Origin of the sequence: Oceanobacter sp. 4_MG-2023, from assembly GCF_030689165.1 — a bacterium.
GTDB lineage: Bacteria > Pseudomonadota > Gammaproteobacteria > Pseudomonadales > Oceanobacteraceae > Oceanobacter.
Genome location: NZ_JAUYVV010000031.1, coordinates 1 through 12237 on the forward strand (window position 1 = coordinate 1; position 12237 = coordinate 12237).

Below are 12237 nucleotides of genomic sequence, written 5' to 3' on the forward strand. Positions count from 1 at the left end.
TCGCTGCATTCGTCGCCTTGCCCTGAACAACGGCAACACTCGCGCAGAGCCGTGCAGGATTAAATGGATGTCCCCTATAGCCATAATCAACACGTTATTATCTGGAGAGATACCATGCACTATACCTGCCCATCCTGCGGTGCCATCAACCGTATCCCCGATGACAAACACAACAGCCAGGGCCAGTGTGGCAAATGTAAAGCCCCCCTGTTTAATGGCACCCCGACGGATTTGAGCGACAGCAGCTATCAACGCTTTCTGGCCAAAAATGATTTACCGGTACTGGTCGATTTCTGGGCGGAATGGTGCGGACCGTGCAAGATGATGGGGCCTGTTTTCAAGGAGTTGTGCGCAGAACAGCAACATCAGCTGCGCTTCGCCAAGGTCAATACCGAACAGGCGCCCATGGTGAGTCAACAATTGGGCATTCGCAGCATTCCAACGCTGATCCTGTTCCGCCACGGCAAAGAAGTCGATCGTCTCGCCGGCGCCTTGCCAGCACCCCAGCTACGCCAGTGGATCGCTGCCGCGCTGCAGAAATAACGGCCACAGCCAACCGCCCCCCGTCGACGGCTAATGCAAGCCGTTGGACGGTTCGGTGCTGGTCATGATGGTTTCTTCGATCACGGTTGGCGACGTGTCGGGCTTCCGTTCAAATTCCTGCAGTGTTTTATTCAGTGCATCCCGCGCCCGAACAATGGTCGAGCGCTGAATTTCTTCCGAAATATCAGTCAGCATGGTCTTGTCTGTGACCGTTTTCAGGATCAGTTCGATCCTGGTCGTGCCGGTTGGATCATTAATCAATGCATCCACAAACTGGCCGTTCACCATATGGCGGCAAATACGGTCAATGGCCGGATAGGAAATCGAGTTTGCCATCAGATAGCTCTTGTAGTGCTTGGGCACAAAGCTCACCTGGGTGCTGAGAAAACTGAAAAACGTCAATAACAACAGTGCCTGCAGACCATTGGCAATCGCACAAAAAATCCGGTTGGTGAAGCTGGTAAAACGATTCTCCTTGATCCAGCGCCCATGTATGTCATAGCGGATTGCCACACGCTCCACCAAGCGAATAACAAACCACATCGCCAGAAACAGAACCAGAAACCCGGTCAATGTTAATACGGCCCAATCGTTAGCCCTTAAAATTCCGATCTGAGTCAGATACAACCCAAAATGATCACTATAGGCACTGGCGATGGATATAGGCAAAAACACCTTGGCCAGATCCAGCATTTCCTTTGAGGTACCGTATCGATACCCCAATACAATCAGCGTCAGAAGCGCCAGTAAAATAACGACATCAAATATCATAAGCTGCGTGCCACCGTGCGATCATCCTTGTTTTTGCTATTATTTCATCCGAACAACGGCACTGACCAAGGGTCGAAGATGCGTCAGGCCGGGACATGAGAGCCTCGTTGAACGCAAGTTACAGACCAAATATTACAACTTGCCCAATTTCCCCTCAGTACCACCCAACAAACACACCGATCACCGGTACACGGGTACCAATATCAATTATTCTCGAGTAACTATTTCCGCAAAATACTCAAAATGCACCAAAAAATAACAACCATATTTAAAAACGCACCATAACAGAACAAAATAAGTCTTGAGTTATCATCAATTAACTCGCCACGCCACAACTTAATGCGATCATGGCGCTATTGTTGTGCACCCGATGATAACTGGCTTATTTTTTGCAAATTAGGTGTGAATACGGAGAATCTGACAATGCGCGCCAGCCCCCTGCTCAACCAACGAATCATGGAACACCTGAATACCGGTGTACTGCTGCTGGATGCCGACCTGATTATTATTCATATGAACCCTTCCGCCGAAGCCCTGCTGGAAGTCAGCGGTACACGCGGCGTGGGAGCTCACTTTTTCGACCTGGCCGTTGAAGATCAACGCGATATCGACGCCATGCGGGATGCCGTTATTACCGGCCATTCCTACACCAAGCGGGAAGCCCAGATTCATTTACAAAACCAGCAAACCCTGACTCTCGACTACAGCGTCAGCCCTGTAACGCACCCGGAGACCCGTACGCCAACGCTACTGGTTGAATTGCAGGGCCGTGATCGCCTGATGCGTATCAGTCGGGAAGAGCAACTGATTGCCAAACAAGAAACCACCCGCTCCCTGGTTCGCGGACTGGCCCATGAGGTCAAGAACCCTCTTGGTGGCATCCGCGGTGCCGCTCAGCTGCTTGAACGCGAATTACCCTCCGCCGAACTGAAAGAATACACCCACATTATTATTGAAGAAGCCGACCGCCTGCGCGATCTGGTCGACCGCCTGCTCGGGCCACGCAATATTCCCAAACAGGAACCGGTCAATATCCACGAAGTGCTGGAACGTATCTGTCAGTTGGTGGATGTCGAAAGTCGTGGCCAGGTGGTTATTCACCGGGATTACGACCCGTCGATCCCGGAAATTGAAGCCGACAAGGGTCAACTGATCCAGGCCTTGCTGAATATTGGCCGTAACGCCATGCAAGCCATGCTGGAAAATCCGGATCAGCAAGAACGCCCAAGCCTGACCATTCGTACCCGCAGTGTCCGTCAATTCACCATCAGCCATCACAGTCACCGACTGGTTGCCCAGATTGAAATCATCGACAACGGTCCGGGCATACCGGACTCGATCAAGGACAACCTGTTTTACCCCATGGTCAGTGGCCGTGCCGAAGGCTCCGGACTGGGGTTATCGATCTCCCAATCCATCATCAATCAAATTAACGGCATTATCGAATTTACCAGTGTGCCTCACCGCACTGTGTTCTCCATCTTTTTACCATTGGAATCGCTATGAGTACTGTCTGGATCATCGACGACGACAAATCCATTCGCTGGGTGCTGGAGAAAGCACTTGATCAAGCCAATATCCAGACTCGGGTATTCGAACAGGCGGAGCCTGCCCTTAATCAGCTGAAGCGGGAACAACCGGACGCCATCATCACCGACATCCGGATGCCGGGTATGGACGGCCTGATGATGCTGGAACAAGTACACGAAGCCAGCCCGGACTTGCCCGTCATTATTATGACGGCCCACTCCGATCTCGAGAGCGCAGTCTCTTCGTACCGCCGCGGGGCGTTCGAATACTTGCCCAAACCCTTTGATGTCGATGAGGCAGTCAGCCTGATTGAGCGGGCCATCGCCCACTTTGAAGAAATGTCCGCCAATACCACGGCACCGGAAAAAGAAATCAACGAACATGAGATCATCGGTGAAGCACCGGCGATGCAGGAAGTGTTCCGTGCTATCGGGCGCCTGTCCCACTCCCACATCACAGTACTGATCAATGGCGAATCCGGTACTGGTAAAGAACTGGTTGCCCATGCCTTGCACAAGCATAGCCCACGGGCAATTGAACCGTTTATTGCCCTGAATATGGCGGCCATTCCACGAGACCTGATTGAATCGGAATTGTTTGGCCACGAAAAAGGCTCCTTTACCGGAGCTGGCGGGCAGCGTCGCGGCCGTTTTGAACAAGCCAACGGCGGTACCCTGTTTCTCGATGAAATCGGTGATATGCCATCCGAAACCCAGACCCGGTTGTTACGAGTACTGGCCGATGGTGAATTTTACCGGGTCGGTGGCACCACTCCGATCAACGTCAACGTCCGTATTATCGCCGCCACTCACCAGAACCTCGAAACCCTGGTGAAAGAAGGCCGCTTCCGGGAAGATTTGTTTCATCGCCTGAACGTGATCCGGATTCATATCCCGCGCCTGGCCGATCGTCGTGAAGATATTCCGCAGCTACTCAGCCACTTTCTGCAGTCAGCTGCCGAAGAGCTGGATGTTGAATCCAAAACCCTGCGACCAGAAACCGAGGACTTTCTCAGCTCACTGGACTGGCCCGGTAACGTCCGCCAGCTCGAAAACACCTGTCGCTGGATTACCGTCATGGCCTCTGGCCGTGAAGTACTGATCAATGACCTGCCACCCGAGCTGCTGGAACAGCAAAGCAGCACACAAACCTCCGGCAACTGGGAACAGAACCTGCGATTCTGGGCCGATCAACAGCTGTCCCATGGTGCGGTCAACTTGCTGGATACGGCCGTTCCCATTTTTGAACGCATCATGATTGAAACCGCCTTGAAGCATACCGCCGGGCGTCGTCGGGATGCCGCCAACCTGCTCGGATGGGGACGTAATACCCTGACCCGCAAGATCAAGGAACTGGATATGGAAACCGGCAGCGACGATTCTGAAGCAGAAGAATAAGCCTGCCACACCCGATGCAATCGTCTTTTCGATAGGATAAGGCGATTGCAGTATTGCCCAGCCAGACGCCATCGTCGGCTGGGTGATGCCAAACACACCCCCGTCTCCATACATCCCGTCTCCATACATCCCGACTCAGGGCATGGCTTGACCACTCTTGTTTATCCTGGCTTGATTTCCGGGCTGACCTGATCTCTTCGCACAACCAACGGGCCACAGCTCGTCGATTTCCTGTGATATTGGCCGCCCCAGCACCACCCCTGTGCTAAAACCATCACGCCTTCTCGTAACAAAGACGGATACTCTGTGGTCAGAGCGATTGCTATAGTCAAAATCAAAACCGAAAGGACAGGAGGCTAGACCCGTATGAACAAGCTGCACATTCTGATTACTGGCGGCGCCAGTGGTATCGGCCTGGGAATTGCCGAACACCTGGGCAAGCAAGGCGCTCGAATCGTGATTTCTGACATTAGCCAGGAAGCGCTGGACAAAGGTGTATTGCAGTTGCAAGCCGCCGGTATCGATGCGAGTACCGCGATGGCGGATATGTCCGATGTCACTGCCATTGATGCCCTTGCCAGCCAGTTTGCCAATGATCCCATTAACGTCGTGATCAATAACGCTGGCCTACAGTTTGTATCCCGGCTGGAAGACTTCCCTGCCGATCGCTGGAAGCTGCTGATTGACGTTATGCTGGTCGGCCCTGCGATGTTGTCACGCGCATTGCTACCCGCCATGCGTGAACAAGGATTCGGCCGCATCATCAATATTGGCTCAATTCATAGCCTGGTCGCTTCGCCATACAAATCGGCTTATGTCGCCGCCAAACATGGCCTGATTGGTTTTTCCAAAACCCTGGCGCTGGAAACCGGTGATACCGACATCACGGTCAATACCATTTGTCCGTCGTACGTCAAAACCCCGCTGGTCGAAAAGCAGATTGCCGCCCAGGCCAAGGAAAACGGTATTTCTGAAGAAGAAGTGATCAACAAGATCATGCTGGAACCCATGCCGAAAAAACAATTTATCGATATCTCGGAAATTGCTGGCACCGTGGCGTTTCTGGCCAGTCCTGCCGCCAAAAACATTACCGGTCAGACCATGGTACTGGATGGCGGCTGGGTCGCCCGCTAGCGCCGGGTTATTATCGACTGCGGTAGATCACGGCCGGTGGCAGTCAGGCATGGATGGATGGACAAAAAAAACCAGCGTCAGACGCTGGTTTTTTTATAGACCCTCAAACGGCTAGCCGTAAATCAGCCAGCTGGTCAGGAAGGTAATGCCGACCACAACCAGCACTGACCCTCCCAGTACCAGTACGACGTCTTTTAATGGAAGTTCCCTTTCCGGAGTATCGTGCAGCATATGACTGCGCACATGGTGGCGCACGGGATGCGTCCCGGCAAAAGCGGCTGTCGCCGCTCCTTTTCCATACCATTGGTTATTCATGGTGTAACCCTCCGGGTAAATACGGATGGCGACAGAATAAAAAGCGGTGACGGGTTTTCCCGATCACTGTTTTCCTCTGGCACTATCCACAATGTGCGGCTGGATCAGTATGATCAGCTCGCGTTTCACACAGGCCTGTCGGAACCAGCCATACAGCCAGCCCAACAGGGAAATCTCGCCCTGTTCACCATCGTGGCATCCATTCATCTTGAGGTGGTTTGATGTCTGATAATCGTCTGGTAGTCGTTACAGCTGTCGATCCCACTACCAACCGTTCCCTGCTGTACACATCCTGACGGACATACAGGTTTGGGCATAAGACGCGTGAGTGTGAGGCTATCCTGGATTCTTATTTGTATTATCAAGACTCACTGCTCACACGGGCGTTGTGTGCGTCTGTTGCCCACTATTACTGGTCTGTTTTTACCAGGTTCTTTACCAAGCCAAATTGGCTCCTTCTGAAAGTTTAGACACAGTTTGACGATAATGTTCAATAATTAACCATTTTTTACGGCTGATTCACATGGCATATCGAGCCAGTTTCTGTTTTTACAAACCAGTTAAAAGATTCATCCAAGAAAAAATGTCAGCCGCAAACCTTCTGCTCTGAACATATCTGGTGGTCATTCCCCTGAAAAACTATACTGGCTCACCGTCAGCTCTCCGGATAACAGCATGTTTCATATCGTTTTATTTGAACCGGAAATTCCACCCAATACCGGTAATATCATCCGCCTGTGCGCCAATACCGGCTGCCAGTTACATCTGATCGAGCCGCTGGGATTCTCTCTGGAAGAAAAGGCACTGCGCCGTGCCGGGCTGGATTATCACGAATATGCCCAGGTCAAAACCTACCCTGATTTTGGTCAATTCTTGCAACAGGCTCAGCCTGGCCGACTGTTTCCGTTAACAACCAAGGGCAGCCGGGTGCATTCTTCCGCAACATTTCAGCCAGACGACTATTTTATGTTTGGACCAGAAACCCGTGGCTTGCCCGCCGAGGTGTTACAACAGTTTCCCGCAGACCACTGGCTAAGGCTGCCAATGCTTCCCGACAGCCGTAGTCTTAACCTCTCGAATACTGTTGCGGTACTGGTGTTTGAAGCCTGGCGGCAGGTTGGATATGAAGGTGCCAGATTGGCAGGGGATGGTATCTAGACGAAGGCCATTGAGACAAAAACGCCCGACATAAGCCAGGCGTTTTATCAGTCAGACAGCGTATTCCATTCTCCCTGATCAGTATCAGGGAGCCAGCACTTAATGAGTTGCTTCAGGTGCTGCTACTGCTTCTTCCGCTTCTTGCTGCATGCGCTGGGCGAACAGGGCATCGAAGTTGATCGGTGCCAGCATCAGTGCCGGGAAGCCGCCTTTTACAACCAGGCTGTCAACCGACTCACGCAGGTATGGGAACAGGATATTAGGGCACATCGCACCCATCATTGGCTTCAGCTGTTCTTCCGGAATATTGTCGGCAAGGAACAGGCCACACTGCATGACTTCAACCAGAAAGGCGGTTTCGTCATCGGCCAGTTTTGCCGTTGCAGTCACTTTAACAAACACTTCAAAATGGCTTTCATCAACCCGACGCGCGCCAGTGTTCAGATCCAGCTTGATTTCAGGCTTCCACTCTTTGGTAAACACCATCGGCGCATTAGGCACTTCAATGGAAGCATCCTTGACATAAACGCGCTGCAGAGCGAATTGTGGTTGTGCATTCTCAGTCATAAATAGTTCCTTGGTTATTTGCGTACTACCGGAAGATTCTGTGCATTCCACTCCATCATGCCGCCTGAAAGACGTACGGTGTTGAAGCCTTTTTCCTTGAGCATTTTGGCAGCCACGGACACTGTTGTACCGGTTTTACAGATCAGTACAATCGGGTGATCTTTATGAGCATTCAACTCGTTCATCCGCTTGGCCAGCTCGGAAAACGGAATATTGCGAGCATTGGCCAGATGGCCGCTGCTGAAGTCTTTTTTATCGCGGATATCGACGACAATAGCGTCTTCACGATTAATCAATTGAGTCGCTTGAGCCGGAGAAACCGACGCGCCACTACGTTGCTTGTTATCAAACAACAGGGCCGCCAGAAACGCGCCCCAGATAGCCACCAGCCACCAGTGGTTACCGATAAATTCGAACACCTGTTCCATAATTCTCGTCATTGCCAGAAAAATCAGGCCCGGAGTATAACCTCTGACCGCGCTACTGTCCCACTCTTGCAGCACTCCGGGGAGCGGCGGTTTGATCTGCTCCAATGAAGCATAAGTGCCAATGATTATATCGAACCATTTTGCCCACTGTGATCAGTAGCTGGCTTTCAGTACAATCAGGGCATCAAATCATTACACACGGTGCCGAATCATGAACAAGCGTCCCAAACCCGTTGCATTAATTATTCTGGACGGCTGGGGTTATCGGGCAGAAACCGATAACAACGCCATTGCCAATGCCAACACACCGACCTGGGATCGTTTGCTGGATGTCTTCCCCAACACCCTGATCCAGACTTCTGGAGAAGCGGTTGGCTTGCCAGATGGGCAAATGGGCAACTCCGAAGTCGGCCATATGAATCTCGGGGCTGGTCGCATCGTTTACCAGAACTTCACCCGTATCAACAAAGCCATTGTTGATGGCGAGCTGCAACAGAACCCGGCACTGGTGGCAGCGATGGACAAGGCCAAAGCCGCAGGGGGCGCAGTACATTTCACCGGTCTGCTATCACCCGGCGGTGTTCATAGCCATGAAGACCATCTGGTCGCCCTGCTCGAAATGGCCCATGAGCGTGGTATCAAGCAAGTCTGTGTTACCGGCATTCTCGACGGCCGGGATACCCCGCCCCGCTCGGCCGCCGACTCCATTGCCAAAATAGAAGCCAAATGCACCGAGCTGGGCAACGCCCGCCTCACCGGTATCGTCGGTCGCTACTTTGCCATGGACCGTGACAATCGTTGGGAACGGGTACAGACCGCCTACGACCTGATGACCACTGGCAACGCCCAGTACACTGCCAGCAACGGTAGCGATGCCCTGCAGGCCGCCTACGAGCGTGATGAAAACGACGAATTTGTCACCGCTACCCTGATCGGCGAGCCAGCCCCGGTACAGGATGGTGATGCCATTATCTGCTTCAACTTCCGCCCTGACCGCTCCCGCGAACTGACCCGGGCGTTTGTGGAAGGTGACGAATTCAACGGCTTTGACCGAGCGCTACGTCCAGCCCTGAGTGACTTTGTCATGTTGACTGAATACGCAGCCAGCATCGATGCCAGCTGTGCTTTCCCACCCGAACCCCTGAGCAACGGCCTGGGTGAATACATAGCCAACCAGGGCATGAAACAACTGCGGATTGCTGAAACCGAAAAATACGCCCACGTTACCTTTTTCTTCTCCGGCGGGCAGGAAACCGAATACGACGGTGAAACCCGCATTCTGGTGAACTCTCCCAGCGTGGCAACCTATGACTTGCAGCCTGAAATGAGCGCACCGGAAGTCACCGAAAAACTGGTTGATGCCATTAAGCATGGTGATTACGACCTGATCGTCTGTAACTATGCCAATGGCGATATGGTAGGTCATACCGGTATTATGGATGCCGCTGTCAAGGCCGCCGAAGCCATCGACACCGCTCTCGAAGCCGTCACCAGCGCCATTCTCGAAGTGGGCGGTGAGTGTCTGATCACCGCCGACCACGGTAACGCCGAGCAAATGCTCGACGATCAGGGCCGGGCCATGACCCAGCACACCACCGGCCCGGTCAACCTGGTGTACGTTAACGAACGTGAACAGGGCGCCATTCAACCCGGTCGACTGTGTGATATCGCGCCAACCTTATTGGCCATGATGGGCCTGGAACAACCTGCCGAAATGACCGGCAATTCTCTGGTGGACTATAGCTGAACCATGAAAATCCCGACTCCGTCCAGCCTGCTGCTGACCTGTTTGCTCAGCCTCGCCACCACGCTCCCTGTGGTTGCTGAAGAAGCCGGTGATGCCGCCAAACTTCAAGCCTTGAAGCAGGATATCGCCAAGCTGCAGCAATGGCTGAATGAAGCCAGCGCCGAACACAGCAAGCTGTCGGAGTCGTTACGCAACACCGATCAGGACATCGGCGCCATAACGCGCAAGATAGAAGAAACCCGGCGCTTGCTCAAGGAGGAGCAAGACCGCCTAAAAAAGCTCCGACAGGATCAGGCGCAGCTCAATGAGCTGCGCAGTCGGCATACCCTGCGTTTAAAAGAGCAGCTGCAGGCTGCTTATCGTCTTGGTGGCGACAGCCCGATCAAAATGCTGCTGAACCAGGATGATTCCCAACAAGCCCAGCGTATGCTGAGCTACTTTGGCTATTTTAATCGCGCCCGTATGGAAGAAATCAACCACACGCTCAGCGAGCTGACCCGACTGGAACACATCGCCGACGAAATCATCGCCCAGGAACAACAGTTACAACGTACCCAGCAGTCGCTGGATCAGAAAAACCGCCAACTGACGCAACAAAAGAAAAAACAGAATCGCCTGCTGGCACAACTAAATCAGCAAATGACCAGCGAGAAAAGCACGCTGGCGCGTAAACAGGCCGATCGTAAACGCCTCGAATCCCTGTTTGATGAAGTCCAGACCCTGGTCGAAAAAAGCCCGCGCAAACAGGATGTACGCCCCTTTAAAGCCCTCAAACGGTCGCTTCCCCGTCCGCTGGCCGGGCGCATCATCGCCGCTTATGGCAATCCCAATACTGGTGGCGTTGGTCGCTGGGAAGGCTGGTTGATTGCCGCTCCGGAAGGCACCAATATCCAGGCCGTCCATCACGGCCGGGTCGTCTACTCCGACTGGTTGCGAGGCTTTGGCCTGTTGATGATTCTTGATCACGGAGATGGTTATATGACGCTGTACGCCCACAACCAGACCCTGATGTACGACGTCGGTGCCTGGGTCAATCAAGGGGATGTGATTGGTGCCGTTGGACGCAGTGGCGGGCTACAGGAACCCCGGCTGTATTTTGAAATTCGCCACCGTGGCAAGCCACTGGACCCTGCCGCCTGGCTGGTCAAACGCTGATATTCGGCAACAACAACACATCAACGTGAGTGAAACTCCAGTGCCAATCGGGAGTCTGCGTTAACAGCTCCCCGCTTTTATGCCATGCTTCGACCACTGACGACTACGAGAACCTCCATGCACGCTATCGTTTCAACTGCCACTGCACTGTCTCTGGCGCTGGCCTTGTCCGCTCCGGTATCTGCCGACCAAGTACCGCCAACCACAACGGAACCCGTTCTGGCAGAGCAAGCGCAGGCCCCGCTGCCGCTGGATGAACTCAGAAACTTCGCCGAAGTATTCGAGCGTATTCGCAGCGCCTACGTAGAAGAAGTCGATGACAAGACCCTGTTTGGCTACGCCATTAACGGCATGCTGACAGCCCTGGACCCGCACTCGGTGTATTTACAACCCGACGACTTCTCGGAACTGCAGGAAACCACCTCCGGCAAGTTTGGTGGCCTGGGCATGGAAGTGGGTCAGCAAGATGGCATGGTCATGGTGGTCTCTCCAATTGACGATACCCCCGCCGCCAAGGCTGGTATCAAGTCCGGTGATCTGATTGTCAGCCTTGATGGCGAAGCCATGGTCGGTGTATCACTGAGCGATGCCATCGAAAAAATGCGCGGTGAACCTGGCTCTCCCATCACGCTGGAAATACGCCGTCAAAACGAACCGCAGCTGCTGAAGTTCGACTTGATTCGCGATGAAATCAAGGTTCGCAGTGTGCGCTCGGAGTTACTCAGCGACCAGATCGGCTACCTCCGTATTACCCAGTTCCAGGAACATACCGGTGCCGAACTGGTACGTATCCTGTCACAGTGGCAAGCTGATCACAGCGTCAGGGGATTGATTCTTGACCTGCGTAATAACCCTGGTGGTGTCTTGGGTGCTGCCGTCGATGTCAGTGATGCCTTCCTTGACGAAGGCCTGATCGTCTATACCAAGGGCAGGGGCAATAGCTCGGATATGCGCTTTTCAGCCAGCCCTGCCACGGTTGCCGAACGCTTGCCCTTGATTGTGCTGATCAATGGCGGCTCAGCGTCGGCCTCTGAAATTGTTGCCGGAGCACTGCAAGATCATCAACGCGCCGTTGTGGTGGGTACCCAGTCGTTTGGCAAAGGCTCAGTACAGACCGTATTACCGCTAGCGGACAACAAAGCCGTCAAGCTGACCACCGCACGCTACTTCACCCCTAACGGCCGTTCCATTCAAGCCAAAGGGATTATCCCCGACATTCTGGTAGAACAAAGCGATGTGACCCCGCGTGCCCGTAGCCGGACATTCAAGGAATCCGATTTGCGGGGCCACCTGTCCAACCCGCAAAAAGGCGAGTCGACGACCAATAAGGACGTTGCCAGCAATACTGACGAAGCCGATGAAGCCGCGGCCAATGCCGACCAGCTACTGAAAGACTTTCAGCTCTACGAAGCCCATACCCTGCTGCGTGGCATGACCATTCTGGGAGCCAGGCAGTAGCCATGCAGCCAATCACCATCCAGATGTTGTTGAT

12 protein-coding genes are annotated in these 12237 nt (G+C 53.3%); 8 read left to right on the forward strand and 4 right to left on the reverse strand.

Annotated elements, in window-relative coordinates; genetic code table 11:
• The first annotated feature begins 114 nt into the window (after nucleotides 1–114).
• Nucleotides 115–543 carry a thioredoxin TrxC gene (gene trxC, locus Q8W24_RS15610; protein ID WP_303432560.1) on the forward strand — a complete coding sequence of 143 codons (429 nt, stop codon included), beginning with the start codon at nucleotides 115–117 and terminating at the stop codon, nucleotides 541–543.
• Between the two features lie 30 nt (nucleotides 544–573).
• On the opposite strand, the gene Q8W24_RS15615 is transcribed toward trxC, so the two are convergent.
• Nucleotides 574–1314 (reverse strand): CvpA family protein, encoded by a 741-nt coding sequence (locus Q8W24_RS15615; RefSeq protein WP_305475899.1) that lies wholly within the window; start codon nucleotides 1312–1314, stop codon nucleotides 574–576.
• A gap of 423 nt (nucleotides 1315–1737) precedes the next feature.
• Here Q8W24_RS15615 and glnL point away from each other — a divergent pair, with 423 nt between their 5' ends.
• From glnL to Q8W24_RS15630, 3 genes are all read left to right on the forward strand, one after another.
• A complete protein-coding gene (gene glnL / locus Q8W24_RS15620) occupies nucleotides 1738–2820 on the forward strand; it encodes a nitrogen regulation protein NR(II) (protein ID WP_305414143.1) in 1083 nt (360 codons plus the stop codon).
• Complete coding sequence (gene ntrC / locus Q8W24_RS15625; protein WP_303432564.1) at nucleotides 2817–4241, forward strand: nitrogen regulation protein NR(I); 1425 nt, start codon at nucleotides 2817–2819, stop codon at nucleotides 4239–4241. The genes glnL and ntrC overlap by 4 nt, the downstream gene beginning before the upstream one ends.
• A gap of 366 nt (nucleotides 4242–4607) precedes the next feature.
• Nucleotides 4608–5375 (forward strand): 3-hydroxybutyrate dehydrogenase, encoded by a 768-nt coding sequence (locus Q8W24_RS15630; RefSeq protein WP_303432565.1) that lies wholly within the window; start codon nucleotides 4608–4610, stop codon nucleotides 5373–5375.
• Between the two features lie 111 nt (nucleotides 5376–5486).
• On the opposite strand, the gene Q8W24_RS15635 is transcribed toward Q8W24_RS15630, so the two are convergent.
• The gene (locus Q8W24_RS15635; protein ID WP_303432566.1) at nucleotides 5487–5690 is read right to left on the reverse strand and encodes a hypothetical protein; all 204 of its coding nucleotides are present in this window, start codon (nucleotides 5688–5690) and stop codon (nucleotides 5487–5489) included.
• A 675-nt stretch (nucleotides 5691–6365) separates the two neighbouring features.
• On the opposite strand from Q8W24_RS15635, the gene trmL reads away from it, so the two are divergent.
• A complete protein-coding gene (gene trmL / locus Q8W24_RS15640) occupies nucleotides 6366–6848 on the forward strand; it encodes a tRNA (uridine(34)/cytosine(34)/5-carboxymethylaminomethyluridine(34)-2'-O)-methyltransferase TrmL (protein ID WP_303432567.1) in 483 nt (160 codons plus the stop codon).
• A 99-nt stretch (nucleotides 6849–6947) separates the two neighbouring features.
• On the opposite strand, the gene secB is transcribed toward trmL, so the two are convergent.
• Both secB and Q8W24_RS15650 read right to left on the reverse strand, forming a co-directional pair.
• The gene (gene secB, locus Q8W24_RS15645; RefSeq protein ID WP_303432568.1) at nucleotides 6948–7415 is read right to left on the reverse strand and encodes a protein-export chaperone SecB; all 468 of its coding nucleotides are present in this window, start codon (nucleotides 7413–7415) and stop codon (nucleotides 6948–6950) included.
• Between the two features lie 14 nt (nucleotides 7416–7429).
• Entirely contained in the window at nucleotides 7430–7855 is a 426-nt protein-coding gene (locus Q8W24_RS15650; RefSeq protein ID WP_303432569.1) for a rhodanese-like domain-containing protein, read from the reverse strand.
• 199 nt (nucleotides 7856–8054) lie between these two features.
• On the opposite strand from Q8W24_RS15650, the gene gpmI reads away from it, so the two are divergent.
• From gpmI to Q8W24_RS15665, 3 genes are all read left to right on the forward strand, one after another.
• A complete protein-coding gene (gene gpmI, locus Q8W24_RS15655; protein WP_305414146.1) occupies nucleotides 8055–9590 on the forward strand; it encodes a 2,3-bisphosphoglycerate-independent phosphoglycerate mutase in 1536 nt (511 codons plus the stop codon).
• 3 nt (nucleotides 9591–9593) lie between these two features.
• A complete protein-coding gene (locus Q8W24_RS15660; RefSeq protein WP_305475901.1) occupies nucleotides 9594–10745 on the forward strand; it encodes a murein hydrolase activator EnvC in 1152 nt (383 codons plus the stop codon).
• Between the two features lie 117 nt (nucleotides 10746–10862).
• The gene (locus Q8W24_RS15665; protein WP_303432572.1) at nucleotides 10863–12203 is read left to right on the forward strand and encodes a S41 family peptidase; all 1341 of its coding nucleotides are present in this window, start codon (nucleotides 10863–10865) and stop codon (nucleotides 12201–12203) included.
• Nucleotides 12204–12237: the final 34 nt, after the last annotated feature.

Excerpts from the sequence above, each read along its gene's own strand:
- secB (WP_303432568.1), bottom strand. The coding sequence starts at position 7,415 with ATGACTGAGAATGCACAACCACAATTCGCTCTGCAGCGCGTTTATGTC.
- glnL (WP_305414143.1), top strand. The coding sequence starts at position 1,738 with ATGCGCGCCAGCCCCCTGCTCAACCAACGAATCATGGAACACCTGAAT.
- ntrC (WP_303432564.1), top strand. The coding sequence starts at position 2,817 with ATGAGTACTGTCTGGATCATCGACGACGACAAATCCATTCGCTGGGTG.
- trxC (WP_303432560.1), top strand. The coding sequence starts at position 115 with ATGCACTATACCTGCCCATCCTGCGGTGCCATCAACCGTATCCCCGAT.
- Q8W24_RS15635 (WP_303432566.1), bottom strand. The coding sequence starts at position 5,690 with ATGAATAACCAATGGTATGGAAAAGGAGCGGCGACAGCCGCTTTTGCC.
- gpmI (WP_305414146.1), top strand. The coding sequence starts at position 8,055 with ATGAACAAGCGTCCCAAACCCGTTGCATTAATTATTCTGGACGGCTGG.
- Q8W24_RS15660 (WP_305475901.1), top strand. The coding sequence starts at position 9,594 with ATGAAAATCCCGACTCCGTCCAGCCTGCTGCTGACCTGTTTGCTCAGC.
- Q8W24_RS15665 (WP_303432572.1), top strand. The coding sequence starts at position 10,863 with ATGCACGCTATCGTTTCAACTGCCACTGCACTGTCTCTGGCGCTGGCC.
- Q8W24_RS15615 (WP_305475899.1), bottom strand. The coding sequence starts at position 1,314 with ATGATATTTGATGTCGTTATTTTACTGGCGCTTCTGACGCTGATTGTA.
- Q8W24_RS15650 (WP_303432569.1), bottom strand. The coding sequence starts at position 7,855 with ATGACGAGAATTATGGAACAGGTGTTCGAATTTATCGGTAACCACTGG.
- trmL (WP_303432567.1), top strand. The coding sequence starts at position 6,366 with ATGTTTCATATCGTTTTATTTGAACCGGAAATTCCACCCAATACCGGT.
- Q8W24_RS15630 (WP_303432565.1), top strand. The coding sequence starts at position 4,608 with ATGAACAAGCTGCACATTCTGATTACTGGCGGCGCCAGTGGTATCGGC.